Source organism: Mycolicibacterium confluentis (genome assembly GCF_010729895.1).
GTDB classification, from domain to species: Bacteria; Actinomycetota; Actinomycetes; order Mycobacteriales; family Mycobacteriaceae; genus Mycobacterium; species Mycobacterium confluentis.
This window is the reverse complement of sequence record NZ_AP022612.1, coordinates 175,557-201,470: the sequence shown is the minus strand read 5'-3', so window position 1 is coordinate 201,470 and position 25,914 is coordinate 175,557. Positions and strand designations below refer to the sequence as shown.

The 25,914-nt window shown below is 65.3% G+C and carries 19 protein-coding genes (1 of these 19 cut by a window edge); 11 read left to right on the top strand and 8 right to left on the bottom strand.

Going from position 1 to position 25,914, the window contains the following annotated elements:
* Nucleotides 1–21 precede the first annotated feature (21 nt).
* The 3 genes from G6N34_RS00825 to G6N34_RS00815 are packed head-to-tail and all read right to left on the bottom strand — an operon-like array spanning nt 22 to nt 3,041.
* Nucleotides 22–1,215: a cytochrome P450 gene (locus G6N34_RS00825; RefSeq protein ID WP_085153588.1), complete on the bottom strand. Its 1,194-nt coding sequence runs from the start codon at nt 1,213–1,215 to the stop codon at nt 22–24.
* A complete protein-coding gene (locus tag G6N34_RS00820; RefSeq protein WP_085153590.1) occupies nt 1,212–1,955 on the bottom strand; it encodes an acetoacetate decarboxylase family protein in 744 nt (247 codons plus the stop codon). The genes G6N34_RS00825 and G6N34_RS00820 overlap by 4 nt, the downstream gene beginning before the upstream one ends.
* Nucleotides 1,956–2,009: 54 nt before the next feature.
* Nucleotides 2,010–3,041, bottom strand: a complete 1,032-nt coding sequence (locus G6N34_RS00815; protein WP_085153592.1) for an LLM class F420-dependent oxidoreductase — start codon at nt 3,039–3,041, stop codon at nt 2,010–2,012.
* Nucleotides 3,042–3,107: 66 nt separating this feature from the next.
* Between G6N34_RS00815 and G6N34_RS00810 the strand changes: the two genes are divergently transcribed.
* The 9 genes from G6N34_RS00810 to G6N34_RS00770 all read left to right on the top strand — a co-directional run bounded on the left by G6N34_RS00810 (nt 3,108) and on the right by G6N34_RS00770 (nt 10,954).
* Nucleotides 3,108–4,106, top strand: a complete 999-nt coding sequence (locus tag G6N34_RS00810) for a Zn-ribbon domain-containing OB-fold protein (RefSeq protein WP_085153594.1) — start codon at nt 3,108–3,110, stop codon at nt 4,104–4,106.
* An 8-nt stretch (nt 4,107–4,114) separates the two neighbouring features.
* Nucleotides 4,115–5,194 carry a thiolase family protein gene (locus G6N34_RS00805; protein WP_234812979.1) on the top strand — a complete coding sequence of 360 codons (1,080 nt, stop codon included), beginning with the start codon at nt 4,115–4,117 and terminating at the stop codon, nt 5,192–5,194.
* Nucleotides 5,194–6,375: a thiolase family protein gene (locus G6N34_RS00800; protein WP_085153598.1), complete on the top strand. Its 1,182-nt coding sequence runs from the start codon at nt 5,194–5,196 to the stop codon at nt 6,373–6,375. Before G6N34_RS00805 ends, G6N34_RS00800 begins: the two co-directional genes overlap by 1 nt.
* Nucleotides 6,376–6,380: 5 nt before the next feature.
* Nucleotides 6,381–7,259, top strand: a complete 879-nt coding sequence (locus G6N34_RS00795; protein WP_085153600.1) for a TIGR03619 family F420-dependent LLM class oxidoreductase — start codon at nt 6,381–6,383, stop codon at nt 7,257–7,259.
* The gene (locus G6N34_RS00790) at nt 7,256–7,660 is read left to right on the top strand and encodes a nuclear transport factor 2 family protein (protein WP_085153602.1); all 405 of its coding nucleotides are present in this window, start codon (nt 7,256–7,258) and stop codon (nt 7,658–7,660) included. Before G6N34_RS00795 ends, G6N34_RS00790 begins: the two co-directional genes overlap by 4 nt.
* A 228-nt stretch (nt 7,661–7,888) precedes the next feature.
* On the top strand, nt 7,889–8,518 hold the full coding sequence (locus tag G6N34_RS00785; RefSeq protein WP_407663199.1) for a hypothetical protein: 630 nt from the start codon (nt 7,889–7,891) through the stop codon (nt 8,516–8,518).
* A gap of 112 nt (nt 8,519–8,630) precedes the next feature.
* Entirely contained in the window at nt 8,631–9,794 is a 1,164-nt protein-coding gene (locus G6N34_RS00780; RefSeq protein ID WP_085153604.1) for a 3-ketosteroid-9-alpha-monooxygenase, oxygenase component, read from the top strand.
* Complete coding sequence (locus G6N34_RS00775) at nt 9,794–10,258, top strand: hypothetical protein (RefSeq protein WP_085153606.1); 465 nt, start codon at nt 9,794–9,796, stop codon at nt 10,256–10,258. The genes G6N34_RS00780 and G6N34_RS00775 overlap by 1 nt, the downstream gene beginning before the upstream one ends.
* A gap of 39 nt (nt 10,259–10,297) precedes the next feature.
* Nucleotides 10,298–10,954 carry an MBL fold metallo-hydrolase gene (locus G6N34_RS00770; protein ID WP_085153633.1) on the top strand — a complete coding sequence of 219 codons (657 nt, stop codon included), beginning with the start codon at nt 10,298–10,300 and terminating at the stop codon, nt 10,952–10,954.
* A 6-nt stretch (nt 10,955–10,960) separates the two neighbouring features.
* Here G6N34_RS00770 and G6N34_RS00765 read toward each other — a convergent pair whose 3' ends face one another.
* The 3 genes from G6N34_RS00765 to G6N34_RS00755 are packed head-to-tail and all read right to left on the bottom strand — an operon-like array spanning nt 10,961 to nt 14,077.
* Entirely contained in the window at nt 10,961–12,109 is a 1,149-nt protein-coding gene (locus G6N34_RS00765) for a sulfotransferase family protein (RefSeq protein WP_085153607.1), read from the bottom strand.
* 46 nt (nt 12,110–12,155) lie between these two features.
* Entirely contained in the window at nt 12,156–12,947 is a 792-nt protein-coding gene (locus G6N34_RS00760) for an SDR family oxidoreductase (RefSeq protein ID WP_085153609.1), read from the bottom strand.
* Between the two features lie 2 nt (nt 12,948–12,949).
* On the bottom strand, nt 12,950–14,077 hold the full coding sequence (locus G6N34_RS00755; RefSeq protein ID WP_085153610.1) for a hypothetical protein: 1,128 nt from the start codon (nt 14,075–14,077) through the stop codon (nt 12,950–12,952).
* Between the two features lie 85 nt (nt 14,078–14,162).
* On the opposite strand from G6N34_RS00755, the gene G6N34_RS00750 reads away from it, so the two are divergent.
* Nucleotides 14,163–15,074 (top strand): IclR family transcriptional regulator, encoded by a 912-nt coding sequence (locus G6N34_RS00750; RefSeq protein WP_085153611.1) that lies wholly within the window; start codon nt 14,163–14,165, stop codon nt 15,072–15,074.
* Between the two features lie 6 nt (nt 15,075–15,080).
* On the opposite strand, the gene G6N34_RS00745 is transcribed toward G6N34_RS00750, so the two are convergent.
* Complete coding sequence (locus tag G6N34_RS00745) at nt 15,081–15,410, bottom strand: hemophore-related protein (RefSeq protein WP_085153613.1); 330 nt, start codon at nt 15,408–15,410, stop codon at nt 15,081–15,083.
* A gap of 613 nt (nt 15,411–16,023) precedes the next feature.
* Here G6N34_RS00745 and G6N34_RS00740 point away from each other — a divergent pair.
* On the top strand, nt 16,024–16,821 hold the full coding sequence (locus G6N34_RS00740; RefSeq protein ID WP_234812981.1) for a GAP family protein: 798 nt from the start codon (nt 16,024–16,026) through the stop codon (nt 16,819–16,821).
* 144 nt (nt 16,822–16,965) lie between these two features.
* On the opposite strand, the gene G6N34_RS00735 is transcribed toward G6N34_RS00740, so the two are convergent.
* Nucleotides 16,966–25,914, bottom strand: the 3' portion of a protein-coding gene (locus G6N34_RS00735) for a non-ribosomal peptide synthetase (protein WP_163645282.1). It continues 4,995 nt past the right edge of the window; only the last 8,949 of its 13,944 coding nucleotides appear in the window; the start codon falls outside the window, past its right edge — the gene reads right to left on this strand; the stop codon is at nt 16,966–16,968.

Here is a 25,914-nt window from a genome sequence, read left to right as displayed (position 1 = left end):
AGAGCTAAGGCGACGGGAGAGCTAAGAAAGAACCCCCGGGGTGAAGACCACCGGCATCTCCTCAAGCCCGCTGACGAAGTTCGCGGGCCGCAGCGGCAGGCGATCCTCATCGACCAGCCGCAGGTCCGGCATCCGCCGCAGCACATGCTCGAGCATGATCCGCAGCTCCAGCCGGGCCAGCTGGTTGCCCAGACAGAAATGCGTTCCGAAGCCGAAGGCCAAGTGGCTGTTCGGATTCCGATCGATGCGGAACTCGTCGGGATCACCGAACACCGACTCGTCGAAGTTCGCCGACTCGAACATCAGCATGATCTTCTCGCCGGCCTTCAGCGACGTGCCGTGGAACTCGGTGTCGGCGGTCAGGGTCCGGCACATGTTCTTCACGGGCGAGGTCCAGCGCAGCATCTCCTCGATCGCGCCGGGGAGCAGGGACGGATCGGCCACCAGGCTGTCCCACTGATCGCGGTGCCGCAGAAGCTGTTCGGTGCCACCGGACAGGGTGTGCCGCGTGGTCTCGTCGCCGCCGATCAGGAGCAGCAGGGTCTCCATGACGATCTCGTCGTCGGACATCCGCGAACCCTCGACCTCAGAGTTCACCAGCACCGAGAAGAGGTCGTCGGTGGGCTCGGCGCGCCGCTTGGCGATGACGTCCATGGTGAACGCCGTGTAGGCCGCGAAGGTCTCCATGAGCGACTGCACAGCCGACTCGTCGAGGTGCGAACTCAGCCCGCACACCAGATCGTCGGACCACTTGAGCAGCATGTCGCGTTCCTCGGGCCGCACCCCGAGCATGTCTCCGATCACGGCCATGGGCAGCGGTGCGGCGATGCTGCGGACATAGTCGCATTCGCCCCGTTCGATCACCCCGTCGATCAGGGTGTCGCACAACTGCTCGATCGACGGCAACCGGTCCATGACGCGCTTGCGGGTGAACCCGGCGTTGACCAGCTTGCGCCGCAGCACGTGCGCGGGGTCGTCCATGTCGATCATGTAGGGCATACCGGGCTGATCCGGCCGGATACCGCCTGTGCTGGAGAACAGTTCGGGGTTGCGCTCGGCGTCGAGAACGGCTTGATAGCTGGCGGCCGCGGCCAATCCGTTGCGATCCCGGAACACCGGCTGGTTGGCCCGCATCCACTTGTAGGCGTCGCGTGCCTCACCGCTGGCATAGAAGTTTCCGTCGGTCAGGTCCACATCGAGAACGGTTACCGTCATGAGTTGTTGGACTCCCTCGTGATCTCGGTGGCGTCGCCGAAGGTCATCTCGACGTTGGCCGACGATTGCGTGGCGAACGCGCGCTTGGGCAGGCCAAGCGCGCGGAGTTCGTCTGCGTAGGGGTGGCTGCCGAGCCGCAGCCGCGCTCCACCGAGGCGCACCCGCATACCGGAATTACGCATCTCCGAAACGATTTCGCGCGTGACACCGTCGAGGTGGCTGTACTGCGTCATGGTCCGCGGCGCGGACGTCAACCGCGACGGCAGCGGCAGTCCGGCCCCAAACTCGATCCCGGCGATCAGCTGGCCGTTCTCCGAGACGTCGAAGTCGAACCCGCGGTCCTCACGCACCGTGAAGTCGGCCATGATCTTCGGGAATCCCCAGATCGACCGACCGGCCTCGAGCGTGAACCCCTGATTCACCGGCAGATGGTGGATGAACGCGGCCGCGGACCCGAACGCCGCGGGTCCCTTGAGGCGCGCACCGCGCGGATTGACCATCACGGCGGTGCCGAACTCGTGGTACTTACCGAGGTCTCCGTCGTGGTAGCGCACCAGCATCAGCATCACGACGGCCTTGCCGGGCAGAAACGGGTACGCCTCCAGCCCGCTGTAATCGATCATCTTCTGCGCGGCCTCCAACGGCACGGTGAACACCGCCACGTGGTTGTCGGCCCTGCGGATCCGCACCGGCATCGTCAGCACGGTGCCCTGGATCGTGTGTTGCGATGTGTCCGGCATCACGCCAATCTAGAACGCGTTCTAGACAGTGCGCAACAAGTGTCCAGTCTGTCGTTACATCAACGCGACGAGGTCGCGGATCTGCTCGGTTGAGCGAGCCCCGACCACCATCATGGTCACTCCAGCGGCTTCCCAGGCGGCGATCTGCTTACGGACGTAGTCCACATCGCCGACGATCGCGGCGTCGTCGACGAGTTCGTCGGGGATGACCTTGGCCGCCTCGTCCTTGCGGCCCGCCCGGAAGAGCTTGGTGACGTCGTCGACCACCTCGGAGTAGCCCATCCGGCGGTAGACGTCGGCGTGGAAGTTGGTGTCTTCGGCGCCCATACCGCCCATGTAGAGCGCCAGGTGCGGCTTGATCAGCTCCAACACGGCCGGACGGTCCTCGGTGACGACCACCTGGGCCGTCGCGCAGATCTCGAAGTCCTCACGCGAACGACGCGCGCCCGGGCGGGCGAAGCCCTCGTCGAGCCATTCGTTGTACATCGGCGCCAACCGCGGCGAGTAGAAGATCGGCAGCCACCCGTCGCAGATCTCCGCGGCCAACGCCACGTTCTTGGGCCCCTCAGCGCCCAGCATGATCGGAATGTCGGCGCGAAGCGGATGCGTGATCGGCTTGAGCGCCTTGCCCAGACCGGTGGTGCCCTCCCCCGACAGCGGGAGCGGATAGTGCGGACCCGCGCTCGTCACGGGCGCTTCGCGGGCCCAGACCTGGCGGATGATGTCGATGTACTCACGCGTGCGGGCCAACGGCTTCGGGAACTTCTGGCCGTACCAGCCCTCCACCACCTGCGGGCCCGAGACGCCCAGACCCAGGATGTGCCGCCCGCCCGAGAGGTGGTCCAGCGTCAGCGCGGCCATCGCACAGGCCGTGGGCGTGCGCGCCGACAACTGCACGACGGACGTGCCCAGACGCAGCCGGCTGGTCTCGCGGCCCCACCACGCCAGCGGCGTGTAGGCGTCCGATCCCCAGGCCTCGGCGGTGAAGACGGTGTCGAACCCGGCGTCCTCGGCGGCCGCCACCAGTTCGGCGTGATTGGAGGGTGCGTGCGCACCCCAGTAACCCAACTGCAGGCCCAGCTTCATGAGATTGCCTTTCGTGTTGCGACCCGTCCTTGCGAACGAAGGTTAGAACCTGTTCTACTCGATGCTGTGACCGCCAGCCAGAGCAGCCCGGCGCAGATCGCGGACCATGAGCCTCCGCTGTCCGCACCGTTGAAACTGTCCTTCGACTACACCCGTTCGGTCGGGCCGATCCTCAGCCAGTTCTTCACCGCACTTCGTGAGCGCCGCGTCGTGGGCACCCGGGGATCCGACGGCCGGGTGCACGTCCCCCCGGCCGAATACGACCCCGTCACCTACGAACAGCTGACCGAGATCGTACCGGTGGCCAGCGTCGGCACCGTGGTGTCGTGGACGTGGCAGCCCGAGCCTCTCGAGGGCCAGCCGCTGGACCGCGCATTCGCGTGGGCCCTGATCAAGCTGGACGGCGCCGACACCGCGCTGCTGCACGCCGTCGATGTCGGAGCTGCTGGCCCTTCGGGCATCAGCACCGGGGCGCGCGTGCACGTGCACTGGGTCGACGAGCCGGTCGGCGCGATCACCGACATCGCGTACTTCGCGCTCGGCGACCAGGCCGAGGACGTCCCCGAGACCGGCGACGACCGCGATCCGGTGACCATGCTCGTGGTGCCCAGCACGATCGAGATCCAGCACACCGCGTCCCGCCCGGAGAGCAGGTTCCTGCGCGCCCTCGAACAGGGCAAGCTGCTGGGCGGCCGCACGGGCGACGACGGCAAGGTGTATTTCCCGCCCAAGGAGGCCGACCCGGCGACGGGTCGCGAACTCGACCAGTTCCTCGAACTGCCCGACAAGGGCACCGTGACCACGTTCGCGATCATCAACATCCCGTTCGCCGGACAGCGCATCAAACCGCCGTACGTGGCGGCCTACGTGCTGCTCGACGGCGCCGATATCCCGTTCCTGCACCTGGTCACCGAGATCGACGCGGCCGAGGTCCGGATGGGGATGCGCGTGGAGGCGGTGTGGAGGCCGCAGGAGGAATGGGGCCTGGGCATCGACAACATCGATCACTTCCGGCCGACCGGCGAACCCGACGCCGACTACGACACCTACAAGCATCACCTCTAAGGGACACTGTGACGCAAGACTTTCCAGACGTAGCCGTCGTGGGTTTCGCCCACGCCCCGCACGTCCGCCGCACCGACGGCACCACCAACGGTGTCGAGATGCTCATGCCGTGCTTCGCCTCGATCTATGAGGAACTCGGGATCAAGCAGACCGACATCGGGTTCTGGTGCTCCGGATCCTCGGATTACCTTGCCGGGCGCGCGTTCTCGTTCATCTCGGCGATCGACTCGATCGGCGCAGTGCCGCCGATCAACGAGTCCCACGTCGAGATGGACGCCGCTTGGGCGCTGTACGAGGCCTACATCAAGCTGTTGACCGGAGAGATCGACACCGCGCTCGTGTATGGGTTCGGCAAGTCCAGCGCCGGGACCCTGCGCCGCGTGCTCGCCCTGCAGACCGATCCGTATTCGGTCGCACCGCTGTGGCCCGACTCGGTGTCGATCGCGGGTCTTCAGGCGCGGTTCGGCCTCGACGCAGGCAAGTGGACCGCCGAGCAGATGGCGCAGGTCGCGCTCGACTCCTTCGCGGTCACCGACCGCACCGACTCGGAGAAGTCCGCCAACAGCGTGGACGAACTGCTGTCCCGGCCGTTCTTCGCAGACCCACTGCGCCGCCACGACATCGCCCCGATCACCGACGGCGCCGCAGCGATCGTGCTGGCCTCCGGAGATCGTGCGCGCGAACTGCGGGAGAACCCCGCCTGGATCGCCGGGATCGAGCATCGGATCGAGACACCCGTGCTGGGCGCGCGGGATCTGACGACGTCGGTGTCGACGGCCGCGGCTGCGGCTGCGGCCACCGGTGGTGACGCGGGTTCGATCGAGGTCGCGGAGATCCACGCGCCGTTCACGCACCAGCACCTGATCCTCACCGAGGCCATCGGGCTGAGCGGGTCGACGAAGGTGAACCCGTCGGGCGGGCCTCTGGCCGCCAACCCGATGTTCTCCGCGGGTCTCGAACGAATCGGCTTCGCCGCACAGCACATCTTCAACGGGTCGGCCCAGCGCGTGCTGGCGCATGCGACCAGCGGTCCGGCGCTCCAGCAGAATCTCGTCGCCGTGCTCGAGGGAAGGGACGGTAAGAACTGATGGCGGGTCGCAAAGCTGCGGTGCTGGGCACCGGACAGACCAAGTACGTCGCCAAGCGCACCGACGTCTCGATGGCCGGCCTGGTGCGTGAGGCCATCGACCGCGCGCTGGCGGACTCGGGCCAGACCATGGCCGACATCGACGCTGTGGTGGTCGGAAAGGCGCCGGACTTCTTCGAGGGCGTCATGATGCCCGAGCTGTTCCTGGCCGACGCCGTGGGCGCGACGGGCAAGCCCCTGATCCGGGTACACACCGCCGGATCCGTCGGCGGGTCCACCGCCATCGTGGCGGCCAGTCTGGTGCAGTCCGGCAAGTACCGGCGCGTGCTGGCGATGGCCTGGGAGAAGCAGTCCGAGTCGAATGCCATGTGGGCCTTGAGCATTCCGGTGCCGTTCACCAAGCCGGTCGGCGCGGGCGCGGGCGGCTACTTCGCACCGCACGTGCGGGCCTACATCCGGCGTTCCGGGGCACCGAACCACATCGGCGCCATGGTCGCCGTCAAGGACCGCCTCAACGGCGCGAAGAATCCGCTGGCACACCTGCATCAGCCCGACATCACGCTGGAGAAGGTGATGTCCTCGCAGATGCTGTGGGACCCCATCCGGTTCGACGAGACCTGCCCGTCGTCCGACGGCGCCTGCGCGCTGGTGATCGGCGACGAGGCAACGGCCGACGCCCGGGTCGCCGACGGCCACCCCGTCGCATGGATCCACGCCACGGCGCTGCGCACCGAACCCCTGGCCTACGCCGGGCGTGATCAGGTCAATCCCCAGGCCGGACGCGACGCCGCGAAGGCGCTGTGGGCCGCGGCCGGAATCAGCAGCCCCATCGACGAGATCGACGTCGCCGAGGTGTATGTGCCGTTCTCGTGGTTCGAGCCGATGTGGCTGGAGAACCTCGGCTTCGCGCAGGAGGGCGAGGGCTGGAAGCTGACCGAGTCCGGTGAGACGGCGATCGGCGGGCGCATCCCGTTCAACCCGTCCGGCGGCGTGCTGTCGTCCAACCCGATCGGTGCGTCGGGCATGATCCGGTTCGCCGAGTCGGCGATCCAGGTGATGGGCAAGGCCGGAGACCACCAGGTGGCCGGAGCGCGCAAAGCTCTCGGACACGCCTACGGCGGTGGCTCCCAGTACTTCTCGATGTGGGTGGTCGCCAGCGACAAGCCCGCCGACAAGGCGTGACGCGGATGAAGTACACCTGCAGTGTGGCGATGGGGCCCATCGATCAGCTGATTGACATCGCCCGCACCGCAGAGGAGGTCGGGTTCGACGCCATCGCACTGCCCGACTCGCTCTTCTACATGGAGGAGCAGTCGACCGACTACCCCTACACGGCCGACGGCTCCCGGATGTGGAACGAAGACACCCCCTGGGTGGATCCGCTGATCGCCGCGGGCGCGATGGGTGCCGTGACGTCGACGCTGCGGTTCTACACCAACGTCCTGAAGTTGGGTTCCCGCAATCCGCTGCTGTTGGCGCGTCAGGTCGGCTCGGTCGCCAACCTCACCAACAACCGGTTCGGTTTCGGCGTCGGGATCGGATGGGCTCCTGAGGAGTTCGAGTGGTGCGGCGTGCCGTACGCCAAACGCGGCGCCCGTGTCGACGAGATGATCGAAATCATCAAGCTGGTGCTCGCGGGCGGCATGGTCGAATTCCACGGCAGGTTCTTCGACTTCGACCGACTGCAGATGAGCCCGGCGCCGAGCGAACCTGTGCCGTTCTATGTCGGTGGACACACCGACGTGGCCCTCAAACGGGCCGCCCGAGTCGGCGACGGATGGACCAGCGCCATGATGACCTGCGACCAACTCGCGGAGACCATCGGCAAGCTGGAGGCGCTGCGCGCCGAGTACGGCCGCGCGGACCAACCGTTCGAGTATCAGGCCGTGTGCATCGACAAGTTCGGCGTCGACGGTCATCGCGAACTCGCCGAAGCCGGCGTCACCGACAACATCGTCATCCCCTGGATCTTCGACGGGCTGAGCTTCGATGCTCCGGTGGAGAAGAAGAAGGACTCGCTCAAGCGGTTCGCCGACACCTACATCCACTCGGGCTGGCAGGCATGACCGCATCCGCGGTGCACCTGGCCGGCGAACGCTCCCGTGCGGCGGCCACCGCGCACGACAAGGAAGCATGGCTGGCGCTGTTCGATGACGACGCGATCGTCGAGGATCCGATCGGCCCCTCGCATTTCGATCCCGAGGGCAGGGGCCACCGCGGCTTGGACGCGATCTCGCGCTTCTACGATATGGCCATCGCGCCGAGCGCCCTGACTTTTCATTTTGAGAAGACGTACCAGTGCGGCGACGAGGAGGCGAACGTCGGGCACATCGTGATCGAGACCGCCGGCTACCGCGTCGTCGCCGAGGGAGTGTTCACGTACCGAGTCAACGACGCCGGAAAGCTCACCGCACTGCGCGCGTACTGGGAAGTCGACCGCGCGACCGCGTCGGCACGGAAGATCTGAGGCGCTGAGCCCGCGTCGCGCGCCTCCGCGTCCAGGAGAGTTTCACCAGGGCCCGACGGTCGGGTGTCTCGCATGACCTGCACCTTCGCGGGACCGCCGTGGCGGGCGGCCCCGTCGCGGCTCAACGCCGCGACCGCACCCAGGTACGGTGGGGTTGATCCCCACTCTTCATGTCCGTTCAGTGCGCCCTGCCACCGCAAAGACTTCTCCCCTGTGTCGAAATTTCCCATGCCCCTCATCAATCGCCGTCGCCTCGTCGCAGTCACCGCTGTGACCATGGCGCTGTCCGTCGTCGGATGCAGTACCACCTCGGATCTCAACGAGTTGTCACCGTCGACCAGCGTCGTCCCGTCGACCACATCCCCGACGACGACCAGCACCAAGAAGGACGACGCCGCTGTCGACTACAGCGCCCTTCTCCTGACCGCCGACGACCTGTCCGATGGGGAGGACACGTTCGCGGCGCGGTCGTCGACGCCGAACCCCAGCGGCCTTCCGGGCGCCAGCGCGCTGTTCGTCAACTCCGACGACACCCGGGCCATCTCGGCGACGTTCGCGATCTACCCCGACCCCGCGACCGCGACCGCGACGCTGCGACAGGCCCTGACCACGGTCGATTCGGTGGTCGTCGGCGGTACGCCGCAGCCGTCCCGGGTGGGGACGGACGGCACCGTGATCCGGGGCGATGCACCTGACGGCGCGAAGGCCGTCACGCTGCTGTTCTTCACGCAGGGACCCGCGCTGGTGCGTCTTGAGTTCCAGAGCGCCACCGGCGACGCCACCACCGACGAGTTCGTGACCAGCATCGGCAGGATGCAGCAGATCGCCCTGCGGGTGGGATTGGCCGAGCAAAGCTGAATCCGGTGGGACTTTAGTCACCGTTTTTCCAGCTAGACCTGGGTTGCATTGCGTTTAAACCGGGTAAAACTGTAACGTGTTCTAGTTAGAAGGCATCAACTGGAGGCGCGAAGTGACGACTGAAACAGCCCGCGGCGGCATTCGCGAGATCGATACCGGCGCGCTGCCGGACCGGTACGCCCGGGGCTGGCACTGCCTGGGCCCGGTGAAGGATTTCCTGGATGGCAAGCCGCACCCGATCACCGCGTTCGGCACCAAGCTTGTGGTGTTCGCGGATTCGTCGGGTGAACTGAAGATCCTCGATGCGTACTGCCGCCACATGGGTGGAGATCTCTCGCAGGGCACGATCAAGGGTGACGAGATCGCCTGCCCGTTCCACGACTGGCGCTGGGGTGGCGACGGCAAGTGCAAGCTGGTGCCCTACGCCAAGCGCACGCCGCGACTGGCGCGCACCCGGGCGTGGCACACCGATGTGCGCGGTGGCCTGCTGTTCGTCTGGCATGACCACGAGGGCAATCCGCCCCAGCCCGAGGTCCGCATCCCGGACATCCCGGAATGGGCCAGCGGCGAGTGGACCGACTGGAAGTGGAACACGCTGTTGATCGAGGGCAGCAACTGCCGCGAGATCATCGACAACGTCACCGACATGGCGCACTTCTTCTACATCCACTTCGGCCTGCCGACGTACTTCAAGAACGTCTTCGAAGGCCACATCGCCAGCCAGTACCTGCACAATGTCGGCCGGCCTGACATCAATGACATGGGCACGGCGTATGGCGACGCCAAGCTGGACTCCGAGGCCTCGTACTTCGGCCCGTCGTTCATGATCAACTGGCTGCACAACACCTACGGCGACTTCAAGGCCGAGTCGATCCTGATCAACTGCCACTACCCCGTGAGCCAGGACAGCTTCGTTCTGCAGTGGGGCGTCATCGTCGAGAAGCCGCAGGGCCTGGACGACGCCACCACCGAGAAGCTTGCGGACGCGTTCACTGACGGGGTGAGCAAGGGCTTCCTGCAGGACGTCGAGATCTGGAAGCACAAGACGCGCATCGACAACCCTCTGCTGGTCGAGGAGGACGGCGCGGTATATCAGATGCGCCGCTGGTACCAGCAGTTCTACGTCGACGTCGCCGACATCACTCCGGATATGACGGACCGGTTCGAGATGGAGGTCGACACCAGCGCCGCCAACGAGAAGTGGCACGTGGAGGTCGAGGAGAACCTGCGCCGGAAGGCCGAACTCGAAGCTGAGCAGCCGACCGAAGTGTCCTGATGAACCAGCGCAAGGAGGCACCGGACATCGATCGGCTCTCCCGATCGATGGTGCTCCTGCACGGCGGACACGACGACGACGATGAGCACCACGAGCCGTCGCGGCCGAGTTCGGGGAGTTGGCGTAAGGCACCCGATTACGCCTCCGACCCGGACCGAGCCGCGGCGATCCGTGCCGCCTCTCAGGCGGACCGAGACCGGTACCTCACATCGGGCCTGACGCCGGTGGACTGCCGGTTCTGCCACGCGACCGTCGCAGTGAAGAAGCTGGGCCCCGAACACACTGCCGTGCAGTGGAATTCCGACGCCACGCAGCGGTGTGCGGTGTTCGCCGAGGCCCGCGCCGAGGGCAAGCAGAGTTCCCAGCTGCGGGCCTGCCCCCGGTTGAGCGACAGCATCAAGCACGCGATCGCCGAAGGGTGCCTCGAGGCGGTGTCCACGGCGCCGTCCCCCGGCGACGGCTGACCCATTCAGGCCGTGACAGTCCACCAACGCGTCGGACCCCTGGAGATCGTCAGCTTCCGCACCGGTTGGGTCTCCACCAACTGCTACGTGGTGTTCCGCAGCGGCGACCGCGAAGCTCTCGTGATCGATCCCGGAGACGGTGCGCTGCCTCGTCTCCGCCAACTGCTGCGGGAACACCGCCTGGCCCCGCGCGCCACGCTGGTCACCCATGGTCACCTCGACCACATCTGGACCGCACAACGGTTCAGCGACCAACACAATGTGCCCTGCTACATCCACGGTGCGGACCGCCCGATGCTGCGGAGTCCACTGCGAGGAGTCGGCCCAGCTGTCACCCAGCGACTCGTCGGCCTCCTGTGCCGCGAACCCGAGCAGGTCATCGAGATGGCCGACGGGGACCGAATCTCAGTGGCCGGCATCCCGGTGCATGTCGATCACACTCCCGGGCACACCCCAGGATCGGTGACGTTCCGCATCGCCGATGAACGGCACCCCGACATCGTGTTCACCGGCGACACGCTTTTCAGCGGCACCGTCGGGCGCACCGATCTGGGCGGCGGCAGCGGCAACCACCTTCTGGGATCGATCATTTCGAAGCTGCTGGTGCTCGACGATCGCACGCTGGTGCTGCCCGGCCATGGTGACCCGACGACCATCGGGATGGAACGCCGCACCAACCCGTTCCTGCAGCCCTGACGGACGTCACAGTCCTGCGAAGCGCTCCTTGACCTGTTCGGCGGTCAGACCGTAGTCGTCCAGCGAGTAGGTGTGCTTTGGGGCACGCGGACCCTCCTGGCTTTCGGTGTGCATATCCCGTATGGCCTTCCGGGCGGCATCGGTCAGGTCGAGGCCGAAGTGGCGGTAGATGCCCTCGACGCAGGAGACTGGGTCGCCGACGAAGTCGAAGTAGTCGATGTCGCAGAACTGCGCCGGATTGTGTTTCGCGCGTTCGGCGTCGAACTTCTCCAAGCCGCGTGACCAGGTCTCGAGCGAATCCGCTCCGATCTGAGCGCCGACGAACTTGGTGGACCAGCCCGCGGTGGTGTGCGCGGCCAGTGAGCACATCGAGGCCATGATGGTCTCGGCTGGGCGATGGCATTGGATGACCAACGCGTCGGGATAGGTGGCCATCAGAGCGTCGAGGGCGAACAGGTGGCTGGGATTCTTGAGCACCCAACGCTTTTCGGGCTCGTTGAGGCCGATCAGCTGCAGGTTGCGGCGGTGCCGCTGATACGGCAGGCTCCAGTCCTGCTGCGACAGCCACTGCGAGTAGGTGGGCACATGAGCCAACGTCTCATAGGACACCGAGTGCAGGGACTGCCGCAGAAGCTGCCAGCATTCCTCGACCTCGTCGGCGGTCATGTAATGCAGACCGGTGTAGTCCGGGTTCTCCTCGTGGGCCTTCTTGAAGCGGGCATCGAGTTCAGCGAACACCGGGTTCTGCGGCCAGCTTTCGCGTGGCGGGCGTGGCTGCGGGAACTCCGCGAGCCACAGTTCCAGGCCCTGGTGGTCCGGGTCGGCGGTCAGCAGTCGGTGCAGGGCCGTGGTGCCGGTGCGCGGCAATCCGGTGACGAAGATGGGGCGTTCGATGGCGACGTCCGCGTGCTGCGGATGCTGCTTCCACGACGCCTCGCTCAGCAGTCGCGCCACCAGGGCGTTGCGGGCGAAGAACCGCTGCATCTTGCTGCCGAACTCGGTCAGTTCCGCATCACGGGCGTACGACTCGAGGAGCACCCCGAGGGCCTCCCGGTAGTTGTCGTCATCGGAGCCGAAATCGTCGAGACCGCAGGCTTTTACCGCCGAGGCGTGCAGATCCTCAACCGTACCGACATCGGTGCGTATGGGGCTCATGCCTCGACTCCGACAAGCTCCGGTCCTCGCTGTTTCCCCGCTCGCGTCATGCCTTGAACTCCCCACAGTTGACGTCGAGCGCCTGCCCGGTTATTCCACTGGACAGGTCGCTGGCCATGAACAGGATCGCCGAAGCCACCTCATCCTCGGTGGGCAGGCGTTTCAGGTCGGACGCGGCCGCGGCGGCCTTGTAGATCTCCTCGACCGAGGTGCCGTACTTGCCGGCCTGATGCGAAAAGTAGGACTCCAGGGTTCCGCCCCAGATGTAGCCCGGCAGCACGGAATTGACCCGGATCCCCTGTTCCCCCAACTCGGTGGCCAGGGTCTGCGACATCGCGAGCAGTGCGGACTTCGCCATCTTGTAGGCGCCGTACTTGGCCTGCGAATGCCGCACCACCATCGAGTTGACGTTGACCACCGCGCCCTTGGACTCTGCCAACGCCGGGGTGAAGCCCTGGACCATTCGAAGTGCGCCGAACACGGTCAGTTCGATGGCGTCGCGCATGTGCTCGTAGGTGGTGTTGGCGAACGGCTTCATCGAGGGCACCCGAAATGCGTTGTTGATCAACACATCGACCCTGCCGTACGCATCGAGGGTGGCCTTCACCAGGTTCTCGACCTGAGCGTCGTCGGTGATGTCGGTTCCCACCGAGATCGCCCGTCGCCCCAGATCGGTGACCTGTTTGGCCACGTCCTCGAGGCGTTCCACGGTGCGTGCGGCGAGCACCAGGTCGGCGCCGTTCTCTGCGCAGCGCCGCGCCAGCGTCGTGCCCAGCGCAGGCCCGACACCGCTGATCACCACGACCTTCCCTTCGAGAAGTCCGTACGAACCCGTCATCTTCAGCCCACCATCCTGTCAGCGATCTGCTTCTGGCGCAGCGCAATCCGCTGGCGCCAGTCCGCTCCGGAGATCTTGTTGTGCGCGTAGTGCGGCAGCACCTCCGCGACCTTGTCGATGCCGACCACCTCGACCGTCGGGCCGTCGGCCTCGGTCAGCTCGCGGGACAGGCGCTGCCAGCGGAACTGCAGGTAGCCCTTGCGGTGCCCGAGCGTTTCACACCAGTTGGCCACACCGGGATTGGCGTCCGAGACCACGATTCGGATCCTGCCGTCCGGATCCGCTTGAGCCTGCGTGCCGTTCAGCGATGTCTGGTGGTTGATGTAGTCCAGCGAGATGTACCAGAGGCTGCCCAGCTGGAATCCCATATAGGGCGCGTCGGACACCGGAACGGTGATGATCATCGCCTCATCGGGCTTGAGGTCGAAGTGCCCCACCGACGAATACTGTGTCGCCAGACCGCCCGGCGTGAGCCGAGGCGCGACCATCGTGTTGACCGGAAGGGTGTTGTAGAACCACTGCGGGAACTGCAACCAGGTCTTGACCCGCTGCACCAACTGCTTGGCGGCGACCGCATACCTCTTCTCGACGAGCTCGCGGGAGAGCTGAGCCGGCGCAGTGCCCGCGGTGTCCGTCCGGGCGATGCTGATGTGGCCGCGCTGGGCCGACCAGTCGTTGTAGACCTCCCGCACCAACAGCTGGGATGGGGAGTTCGGCGTGATACGCCATTCGAACGTGCCGTCCTCGGCGATGTCGAGTTCGCGGTCGTCGAACGCAGCCTGACTGGCCGGCACGTTGTCGTCGGTGTACTCGCCTCCGAGGAGTTGGAAACTCAGGTCCGTGGTGCTGCCGCGCTTACCGGTCACGACGTACTCGTGGCCAGGCTGGACCCGCGTGCCGAAGTAGAGCGTGTCCGGGTTGTCCAGCGCCATCTTGGTGAACGGGCCCGTACCCGACTGGAAGAAGGGGTGGTCACGTTCGTAGTCGAAGGCCAGGTGAAGGCACCCGGCGATACAACCCGCCAGGTACTGCAGCCCTTCCAGGAGATCGGCGTCCGATTCGATGAACGGGGCCGTCGTCACCAGGTGCTCGGCCTCAGCGATCGCATCCGTCAATGCCTTGGAGTACACACTTCGAAACTAGAACCCGTTCCAATAGGAGTCAATATTTCGACCATTGCGGTACATATATGAACCGTTGGGGTAGCCTGGCGCCGTGTCCACCCCCGGGTCCTCAGGCCGCACGTCGCCGCCCACCGAACGGGTGGTCCAGATCCTCAACTTCCTCGCCGACCACCCTGACCAGCGGTTCGGCGTCTCCGAACTGGCCCGCCGCCTCGGCCTGAGCAAGCCGACGTGCCTGGGCATCGTCACCGCACTGGCCGATGCGGGATATGTGCTGCGCGACGACGTCGACAAGACATACCGCCTGGGCCCAGCCCTGATCAGGCTGGGGCACCGGACCCAGGAGTCGCTGCGTGTGAGCCCCGGAGCACGTGACGAACTGAGTCGGCTGTCTGCGCGGTTCGGCGCCACCGCCGCGCTGTCCGGGGTCATCGATGACCGCATCACGCTGATCGAACTGGTGGCGCCTCCCGGTGCCCGGTCGGGCGTCGAGGTCGGACAGAGCTACCCCTTCGCGCCCCCGATCGGACTGATGTTCGTGTTGTGGGACGACGAGGCGCTGCGTGAATGGCTGTCCAAGGAGCCGACGCTGCCGCTGCGCACCAAGACCGCTCGGCTGCACCGGGTGATTGAAACCTGCCGCACCGCCGGGTATCTGGTGGAGCGACTGACGCCCGGCGGCCGGCGCCTCTACGCGCTGATGGCGGGTATGTCGACCGAACTGCCGGACGAACTGCGCGCCCTGCTCGGTGAGTTGGTGTCCGATATCGGCGAACGGGTGTACCTGCGGGACGAGGCCACGCCTGACGGTTCACACGACATCAGCGTCATCTCCGCGCCGGTCTTCGATCACCACAGGCGTCAGGTGATGGTCGTCTCGCTGCACATCGGTAAAGCCTTGACCGACAACGAGATCACCGAGCGCGCACAGGCTCTCATGACAACTGCCGACGCGATCACCGAGCAACTCGGCGGAGGCGTACCGAAGCGGACTGGTCCGTGATCTCGCTCAGAAGTTGTTGCAGGTGGTGAACACCTGTTGCAGCAACCCGATGTACTGCTGGTTTCCCGGCATGTTGACAATCATCTGGGCCATCATCTGTCGCTCACCCACTGGGGCAGCCAGGAATTGGCCCAGATATGCGCCCGACCCGGACGCATTGAACTGTGCCGCAGCCGCCGGATCCGCGGAGTTCAGCGCCGCCATCACCTGTGGATAGTTGCAGGTGGTGTTGACGGCTGGACCGAGATCTGGGGCCGCGGAGGCGATCCCGGCGCCCATCAATAGGCCCGCCCCGCCCACCGCAGCGGCCAGCCCCACCGAAAACAGTGATCTCATGTGTTTACTCCTCCCCCGATCTCTGGACTCTACTCGCCCCACCTGGGACGCCCCCGAGGTTTGCCGAATCTGCAGACCACCGTCACATTGACGCAACCCAGGATCGGGGCGGCGCCTCGATGGCACGTTCCGAACCGGATGCCGAGACATGGAGTCGTCTGGGCACACGCGAGGCTGCCGACGCGCCAACCGAGCATCGCAGCAAACTGTAGCGCTCGGGAACTGACAGGTATTCGCCCAGATGGCCGGTGGCCGTGACACCGAGTTGGCAAAGCGATCCACTGGTGCTCGCCTGGGGTGACAGGGTGGCGCGCGGCACGGGACGCATTCGACCAACTGCCGCCGCCGAATCCACTGGTTTCCGAGACAGTTCGCCAGCCTGAAACTACCGTGGGAATCGTAACTGCGCATTGGCTGCGGCTGGGGGTTGGAGAAGCTGCCGAGCGACTTCAGCTCAGGTGCCCGGTTCGCGTTGGGGAACGCCAGCCACGCCTGCCCGCCGCTGGGCGCAACTCGAGGGGGGCACATGTCATCATCCGGAATTCTGTTCGCACCCGATCGCCCGCCGCTGCGCGCGAAAGTCAGTTGATCGACCATGTGGGGTCCATTACTGGTGTTGGCACTGGTGTTGACCATCAACCCAGTACGCCTCGGCCTCATACTCCTTGTGCTGTCACGACCGCGGCCCATGCAGAATCTGTTGGCCTATTGGGCCGGCACCCTGCTGGCCGGCTTGGTATTTCTGCTCTTTCCGCTGATCGTGCTGCACCTGACCAATGTCTCGCCGACCTTCGCGAATGGTCTTGTCGACTCGGCGCCCAGTCCGCTGTTTCAACGCACCATGATCGGGTTCGGTGCATTCCTGGTGTTGGTCGCGATCCTGATGGTGATGCGCGGCACCACGGCAACGACACCCAGTGACGATGCTCCTGTGTCGGGCGGGCGGCACCGTAGGGAGACAGGAACTGCCACTAGGACTCTGGATCCAGCGACCCTGCCGGTGATTTCAAGGCTGGTGCGCCCTGCGACCGAGGAGGCGGTCGAAGACGACTCGTGGGTCCGGCGGCTCCTGCGTCAGGCACGACAGGCGTGGCGCACCGGGTCACCGTGGATTTCGTTTGTCATCGGGCTCATGGTGATGCCAGCGGACGGAGTCCTGTTGGCTCTGGCGCTGATTGTCGCTTCCGGGACGGCGGTCGGAGTGCAACTCGCAGCCGGGGCCGCGTTTGTCATCGGGGTGCTCGCCGTGGAGGAGATCATCCTCATCAGCAATCGGGCCTTCCCTGAGAGGACGGAATCGGCGTTGCAACGACTTCACGATTGGGCCCTGGCTTACCATCGCAGGTTCATGGCTGCGATCCTGGCGGTCGTCGGAGCCTCGCTGGTGTTTCAGGGCATGGGCGGTCTGTGACCCCTGGGATGTGAGGGCGGTGCCGAGCCTCAGCACCGCGGTGTCACGCGTTGCGGTGACGCCCCGAAAGATCCTCAACACCAAGTGGTATCAGTCGCAGACTCTCGGCCCACAGCACCGCTGAGCACCCAGCTTCAACCGTGCCTAGATCAGGCCCAGCAGCCGCAGGTCGGACACGTACTTGGCGAGGATGGCGCCCGTGATGTGCGGGATGTCTTGGCGCGGGCCGATCTTCAACTTCCGGACAGCCGCGCGGAATCTCTCCGTCGGCCCGAAGGAACCATTGATGGGTTCAGGGGCCCTCAGGTCGTTGCGGTCCGCCAACTTCAGCTGGAACTGCAGCACCTCGAGAACCGACTGCTGGCGCTGTCGATGCGGCAGGGCGCACAGTTCGACTTCGAACTGCCGCAGCCAGTCACCGAAGTCGTCAATGCGTTCTATCTCGCAGCCGGCCTCGATCAGCCAATCCACACACTCATCGAAACCAACCCCGTCCTCGTGGGGATTCATCACGTGGTAAGTCTCGAAGTCGTCGATGTTCTCGGCTCCCAGCGTGGCGACCGCCTCGGCGATGAACTCGACGGGCAGCCCGTCGAAGTGCGAGCGTTGCCGATTCCCCTGATCATCGAACTGGAAGAACGAGCGTGGCGCGATCCCGGTGGCCACCACGCTGAACACCATCCGGGTGAACATGTCTGTCAGATTGAGCTGGCCCTGGTAGCTGGTATCGGCAAGGATCATGTCGCACCGGAACACGCCCACTGGAAGTCCACAGAGGTCGTACGCCTCCCGCAGCAGCACCTCGCCGGCCCACTTACTGTTGCCGTAGCCGTTGACGTAGCTGTGCTCGTTCTTTCGAACCGGGCAGACCTCTCGGATGTCGGCGTACTCGGTGAACTTCGACACCTCGATCTGGTCACCGACGTTGCCCGTCGACACATAGCTGTACGACTTGAGTTTCGTGGTCACTGCGAGCCGAATCAGTTCGGCGGTGCCCGCGACGTTGGGCCCGAACAGTTCGCTGTACGGCAGGACACCGTTGACCAGTGCGGCGGGATCAACGATCAGATCGACGGTGTCGGCAAGACGGCGCCAGGTCTGCGGCTTCAGGCCCAGTCCGACGTCACTCTTGTCTCCGGCGAGGACCTCAAGATGGTTGGTGGCCATCTCCTCGAAGTGCCGCAGCAGTTGCAGATCCCCGCTGTCGAAGACCTTGTGCAGTCGTGCCTGTGCTGCCCTGTCCGACTCGGCTCGTACCAGGCAGACCACCTTGCCGCCGACCTCCGCCATCCGCTCCAGCCATTCGAGGGCCAGGTACCGCCCCAGGAATCCGGTTGCCCCCGTCAGCAGGACCGTGCGCACCTGTGCGGTTGCGCGGGGCAGGGCCGGAGCGGCAGCCAGCGTCGCTTCGTCGATGAACTTGTCCAAAGTGAGGTCGCTGGCGTACAACTCGCTGGGGTTTCGGCCGTGCACCGACGCGCAGGTGGGCCCGGTGGCATCGCGCTCGAACTGCTCGTGCAACAGCCGGATCGACGGTGCTTCGAAGAGTGTGCGCACCGCGATGTCGATGCCGAAGGCAGCATTGATCTTGGCCACGGTCTGCATGGCGGAGAGTGAGTCGCCGCCGAGGTCGAAGAACGAGTCGTCGACCCCAACGCGGTCAAGGCCAAGAATCTGACCGTAGATGCCGGCCAGGATCTCCTCCGTCGGATTCGACGGAGCCCGGTAGCGATCACTGGTGTCGCTGTACTCCGGGGCCGGCAGGGCTCGTTTGTCGAGCTTGCCGTTGACCGTCAACGGCAACACCTCAAGACGCACGATCGCGGCGGGAACCATGTAGGCGGGCAACCTGTCCGACAACATGGTTCGCACTTCGACTGGATCCGCGGTTCCGGTGATGTACCCCACCAGGCGCTTGTCGCCGGGACGGTCCTCCCGAACGATCACCACCGACTGCGCCACACCCTCCAACTGCGCCAAAACCGCCTGGATCTCACCCAACTCGATCCGATACCCACGGATCTTGACCTGCTCATCAGCCCGACCGTGATACCGCAACTGCCCATCAGCACCCCAGGACACCAAATCCCCGGTCCGATACATCCGAGCTCCCGTCGCGAATGGGCAGGCCACAAACCGCGACGCCGTCAACCCCGCCCGACGCACATAACCGACACCCACACCACGACCAGCCACATACAACTCACCGACCACACCCACCGCCACCGAATGCAACCGCGCATCCAGCACGAACAACGCCGCCCCCGGCACCGGGAACCCGATCGGCACCACACCCGAACCCGCCTGCAACGGAGCACTGATCATGGCATACACCGTCGTCTCCGTCGGACCGTAACCATTGATCATCACCCGACCCGACGCCCACCGATCCACCACATCACCCGGGCACGGCTCAGCAGCAACCATCAACGACGCCGCTGCCAAACCCTCCGGAGACAGCACCCCCACCGCCGACGGCGTCTGACTGAGCACCGTCACCTTCTCCGCCACCAACAACGCCTGCAGTTCATCGGCAGACCGAGTCACCGAATCCGGAACCACCACCAACCGCCCACCATGGAGCAGCGCACCCCAGATCTCCCACACCGAAAAGTCAAACGCCAACGACGAACACTGCGCCCACACCTGCCCCGGGCCCATCTCCACACCCACATCAAGCCCGTCGAACAACCGCGTCACATTGCCATGCGTGACCGCCACCCCCTTCGGCACACCCGTCGTCCCCGAGGTGTAAATGATGTGCGCAACATCCCCAGCCAGCGGTCCCACCGGCACCGGCTCGCACAACTGCGCGTCGACACGGCCGTCCTCCACATCGACCACCTGCACCCCACACCGGGCCACTCGGTCAGCCAGCCCAGCACTGCTCACCGCCACCACAGGCGCGGCATCAGCGAGCATGAACTCGACACGCACATCCGGCAGCCCCGGATCGATCGGCAGATACGCCGCGCCGGTCTTGAGCACCGCCAGGACCGCCACAATCGCCTCAGCCGACCGTTCCAACAGCATTGCCACGCACTGGCCTGGACCAGCGCCGGAGTCAATCAACAACCGCGCCAGGCGATTCGCCGAATCATCCAACTCCCGATAAGTCATCGAACGACCCGCACACGACACCGCCACCGCATGCGGAGCCCGCACCACCTGCCGCGCAAACACTTCAGGAATCGACACCTCAACAACCGACTGGCTCAACACCCCCCGACAACCAAACTCATCCAAGCGCGCACGCTCACCCGTACCCAGCACGTCGACCGAGGACACTCTTCGCGACGGGTCAGCGGTCATCGCCGAAAGCACCCGTTCCAAACGCTCGATCAACACTGCGATGCTGGCTGGGTCGAACACATCGGTGCGGAACTCCACCAATCCGGTGATTCCCTCCGGCGTGCCGTCGACCTTGAATCGTTCCTCAAGCGAGAGGGCCAGATCAGTACGTGCCGTGTGTGTTTCGGCCTTCAGGGGACTGACGCGCACGTCGCCCGCCACCGCCTCGGACTCGGCACCAGCGGTGTCCAGTCCGGGAAGATTGAGCCAGGTCAGCATGACTTGGACCAGCGGGTGATGGGTCAGGCTGCGAGCCGGATTGAGGCGTTCCACCAACACCTCGAACGGCACATCCTGATGCTCGAACGCCGCCAGGCTGCGTTGCCGCACCTGTCCCAACAACTCCGTCACGGTCGGATCACCAGACAGATCCACCCGCAACACCAAAGTGTTGACAAAGAACCCCACCAGATCATCCAGCGCCGGATCATTGCGCCCCGCAATGGCAAAACCCACCGGCACGTCACTGCTGGCACTCACTCTGCCCAGCAACACCGCCAAGGCCGCCTGCACCACCATGAAACTCGTGGCATTGTGCTCCCGCGCCACCCGCGCCACCTGCTGCTGCAGCTCCGCCGGCCACGCCACCTCAACACTGGCACCCCGATAATCGGCCACCGGCGGGTAAGGCCGATCCGTCGGCAACTCCAACTGGTCCGGCAACCCCGCCAGTTCCTGCTCCCAATACGCCACCTGCGCAGCGATGCGGCTCTGCGAATCCGCCAAGTCGCCCAGGCAATCCCGTTGCCACAGTGCGTAATCCACATACTGCACCGGCAACGGCGTCCATTCTGGCGCCACGTGGCGATGTCGCGCCGCATAGCCGGTGCTCAAGTCGCGAATCAGCGGCGCCACTGACCATCCGTCGGCAGCAATGTGATGCACCACCACCACAAGCACGTGGTGGTGCGAATCCCGGCGAAGCAGTACTGCATGGAGTGGGACCTCGGTCTTCAAATCGAAGTGATGTCCAACCTCCTCCCCGATCGCCTCTCCGAATCTCTCCGCCGACCACCGCCTGGCGTCGACAACCCGCCATCCCAAGTCCACCTGATCGGTGGGCAACACCACCTGACACGGCACCCCCTCGGGAGCGGAGAAGACCGTCCGCAGGCTCTCATGCCGCGCAACCACATCCGTGAGTGCCTCGCCCAGGGCATCAGCGTCCAACTCACCGTCCAACTGCAACGCCACAGCCATGTTGTAGATCGGTGACGAGCCGTGCAGTTCGTGGAGGAACCAAAGCCGTTGCTGGGCGTAGGACAACGGTACGGTTGCGGGCCGTTGCCTCCGGGTCAACGCTGCCACAGAACGTTCTGCTGCGTGGGTGTCGATCCAGTCCGCCAACCCTGCCACGGTCGGCACTTCGAACAACACGCGAATCGGTACGTCGACGCCGCGCTCTGCTCGGACCCGAGCGATCAGTCGTGTCGCCGACAGCGAATGACCGCCCAGATCAAAGAACGAATCATCGATGCCTACGCGTGTGCCTCCGAGTACGTCGCTGAACAACTCCGCCAGGTCGCGCTCGCACTGATTACGCGGCGCCCGGTATTCGACTCCACTGTGGAACTCTGGAGTCGGCAGCGCACGGCGATCGAGTTTGCCGTTGACCGTCAGCGGCAGGGCGTCCAGGATCATGATGGACACCGGCACCATGTATTCGGGCAATCGTTCCGCCAGATGTCGCCGAAGCGCAGTCATCCGATCGATCGCCGCCGGGTCGTTGACGCAGTCGGCCAGAGATCCCACGTGTGTCACGGACGGCCACAGTTCTGACGCCAGCAGTGCCGGGTTGCCGACGCGAGCGAAAACGACATCCATCAGATCGGGATCCGTCGAGCACGTCACCACCGTGACATATCCGAGATCGGCACCCAGGGAATGCAATTCGTGCGGGTACAGCGCGTCGGGCATCTGTAGGCCTGCACGCACGTCGCCGAGTCGCACCGCATTTGCACTGTCGATCAAAGCCTGCGCCAGCGTCAGGTCCGGCAACACTCCGGCGTTCGGCACTCCAGTTATGCGCAGGCTCGACGCCTGCTGCGACCGCAGATGTTCACCCAACCGGGTGAGACTCCCGAATGTCTGCCACGCCATCATCGGCGGCCCGTCGTTCGAGTGCACAGATGCCGGTGCTTTCCGGAGCACCGCGTCGTATCGGTAGCTGCTGAGTTCGTTGACCGCCGTCATCTGTTTCAGCTGTACGCCCACACCCGCGACAGTCGGGATCCGCTGCGGCAACAGTGCAAAGAATTCGGGAGCCAAGAGCAGTTCCTGCTCGGCGAGCATCTCCCGGGTCACCCGCTCGCGTACTGACCCCGCGGTTTCGTCGTCTCCGGCGGAGGCGGAACACACTTTTGCTGTGGTGAAGGAACGCAGCAGAGACAGGTTGCGCACGTCCCCGATGAAGACAGCGCCGCCGGGAGCCAGCAGTCGCATCGCGGTATCCAGAACATCCAGCAGGTACCCGGCGCTGGGGAAGTACTGGATGACCGAGTTGAGTATCACCACATCGAAATGTCCCGTCGGCAACCCATCGGTCACATCCGCCGGGAGTGCCTGCAGGTGCACCCGGTCGGCCCACGACTGCGAGGCCACCGCCGCCTGCAGCTTGTGAATGGTCGGCGCGGCGATGTCTGTGCCCCAGTACTCAACACATTCCGGCGCCACCCTCGACAACAGCAGACCCGACCCGACGCCGATCTCCAACACTCGCCGCGGTTGAAGGGACAGGACCCGGTCCACCGTGGCTGACCGCCATTCCTGCATCTGCTCCAGGGGGATCGGTTCGCCGGTGTAGCTGCTGACCCACCCGCCGAAATCCTCGCCCAGCGGCGCAGTCCCCTCGGTGGTCGGCGCGGAGGATTCGCCCGAATACACGCCGCCCCATATGTCCTGCCACTGCTCGACGATCTGTGCTTCCCGCTCCGGCTCCCGAACCAGCTTCATCTCGGAGTCCAACACGACGTAGCCGCTCAGCAGCTTGTCACCGGAATCCACACTTCCAGCGGTCGCGGTGAGTTTCCGAGCAACGACGGCCGCCTGCGCCACCCGCGGGTGGGCGGCCAACTCCGCTTCGATCTCCCCCAACTCGATGCGGAATCCTCGGATCTTGACCTGCTCGTCGGCGCGTCCCACATACTGCAACTGCGCATCAGCGCCCCAGCGGACGAGGTCTCCGGTCCGATACATCCGGGTGCCGAATGTTGCGGCATCTCCAAACGGACAGGCGACAAATCGCGAGGCTGTCAATCCCGGCCTCCGCCAGTACCCGACACCAACGCCTCTACCGGCGACATACAGTTCGCCGACGACGCCCACCGGTGCCGGCCGCAGCCATCTGTCCAACACGAACAACGCTGATCCGGGCATCGGGTAGCCGATCGGTACGACTCCTGAGCCCGGCTGCAGCGGTGCGCTGATGGCCACCCACATCGTGGTCTCGGTGGGCCCGTACTGGTTGACCATGAGTCGGCCAGGCGCCCATCGGTCCACGACGTCAGGCGCACATGCCTCACCACCGACCAGCAGGTCGACCGAATCCAACCCGTCCGGCGACAGCGCACCGGCCGCAGATGGTGTCTGACTCAGCACGCGGACCTGCTCGGTGACCAGAAGATCGTGGAATTCCTTCGGCGACAGTGCAACCGACTCCGGAACAATGACCAGTCTTCCGCCGTGGAGAAGTACGTTGAAGATCTCCCACCCGGAGATGTCGAAGCTGTAGGAGTGCCACTGCGTCCACACCTGATCGGGCGTGGTGAACCTGGGGTCAAGGGAGTCCAACAGCTGAGTGACGTTGCGGTGAGAGATCGCCACTCCCTTCGGAGTACCGGTCGTCCCCGAGGTGTAGATGATGTAGGCGAGGTCATCTGGAGCCGGCGCCGGAAGGCCGCCACACTCGTAGGCGGCTGCCGCGGGATTCTCGACGGCGATGACCGGCACATCGTGGTCGTCCAATCGATCAAGCAGCGCCGCGCTGGTCACCACCACCTTGGGCTCGGCATCCTTAAGCATGAATCGAATTCGTGCAGCGGGGTGCACCGGGTCGATCGGCAAGTAGGCCGCGCCGGTCTTGAGCACCGCGAAGATCGCCACGATCGCCTCTGCACACCGGTTGAACAGCAGCGCCGCACACTGTCCGGGCCCCACGCCATGGTCGACGAGCTGGTGGGCCAACCGGTTGGACGCGTCATCCAACTCGCGGTAGGTCATGGAACGACCGTCGCAGCGAATCGCCACCGCGTGCGGATCACGCACGACCTGTTCCGTGAACACCGTCGGAATCGACTGGCCGGCCCATGGCCGGGCGAGGACGCCGCGGTTGCCGAGCTCGTCGAGGTCCGCGAACTCAGCGGCGTCCAACACGTCCAGCGACGACAACGCTCGTGCCGGGTCTGCGCTCATTGCCGCCAGCACACGTTGCAGCCGTTCAACCAGCGTCTCGATGCTGGCCGCATCGAACACATCGGTACGGAACTCCACCGTGCCGCCGATCCCTGCGGGCTGCCCGTCCTGCGTCCACCGCTCACGCAGAAAGAACGCCATATCCATTCGGGCGGTGTGGGTTTCAGCCCACAGCGGTTCCACCTCGACATCACCCAGACTGAGCGCGGCAGTGGGTCCGTCGCTCTGCCAGGCGAAGTTCTGCCAGGCGAACATGACCTGGATCAGCGGGTGATGGGTCAGGCTGCGGGCGGGATTGAGGCGCTCCACCAACACTTCGAACGGAACGTCCTGATGCTCAAAGGCGGCGAGACTGCGTTGGCGCACCTGCCCAAGCAGTTCTGCCACGGTGAGGTCCTCGGCGAGGTCGACTCGCAGCACCAGCGTGTTGACAAAGAACCCGACCAGGTCATCGAGTGCCGCATCGCGTCGACCAGCTATCGGAAATCCCACCGCCACATCACTGCTGGTCGTCAGGTTCGACAACAGCACCGCGAGCGCGGCCTGCATCACCATGAAGCTGGTGGCATTGTGTTGTCGCGCCACCTCGGCCACCTCTTGCTGCAACTGCGCGGGCCAATCCACGACGACGCTGGCGCCGCGGTAGTCCGCCACCGGCGGATATGGGCGGTCGGTCGGCAGCTCCAACCGCTCAGGCAATCCCGCGAGCATCTGCTCCCAGTAAGCCACCTGGGAGGAGATGCGGCTGTCTTCGTCAGCCAGATCTCCGAGGTACTCGCGCTGCCACAACGCGTAGTCCACGTACTGCACCGGCAGCGGGGCCCACGTCGGCGCGTGACCGACACTCCGCGCTGCATACGCCATACCCAGATCACGCACCAGGGGGGCGACCGACGCGCCGTCTGCGGCGATGTGGTGCACCACGGCCACCAGGACATGTTCCTCGGGGTTCATGCGGAACAGCCAGGTGCGCAGCGGGATCTGATACTGCAGATCGAAGTTGTGGCCGATGGCTGCGGCGACGGCCTCGCCCAGCCGCTCTGCTGACCAGCCACCGGCATCGATGACCTGCCACCCTACGTCGGCCCGCTCAACGGGTATCACCACTTGTCGTGGCACCCCGTCGGGTGCGGCGAACACCGTGCGCAGGCTCTCGTGACGCGCCACGACATCGACGAGCGCAGCGCTGAGTGCATCCACATCCAATCTGCCGGTGATCCGGTATGCGGTCGGCATGTTGTAGGTGGCGACCTCACCTTCGAACTGGCTGAGGAACCAGAGCCGGCTCTGGGCGTACGACAACTGAATCAGCTCGGGGCGATCGACCGGCAC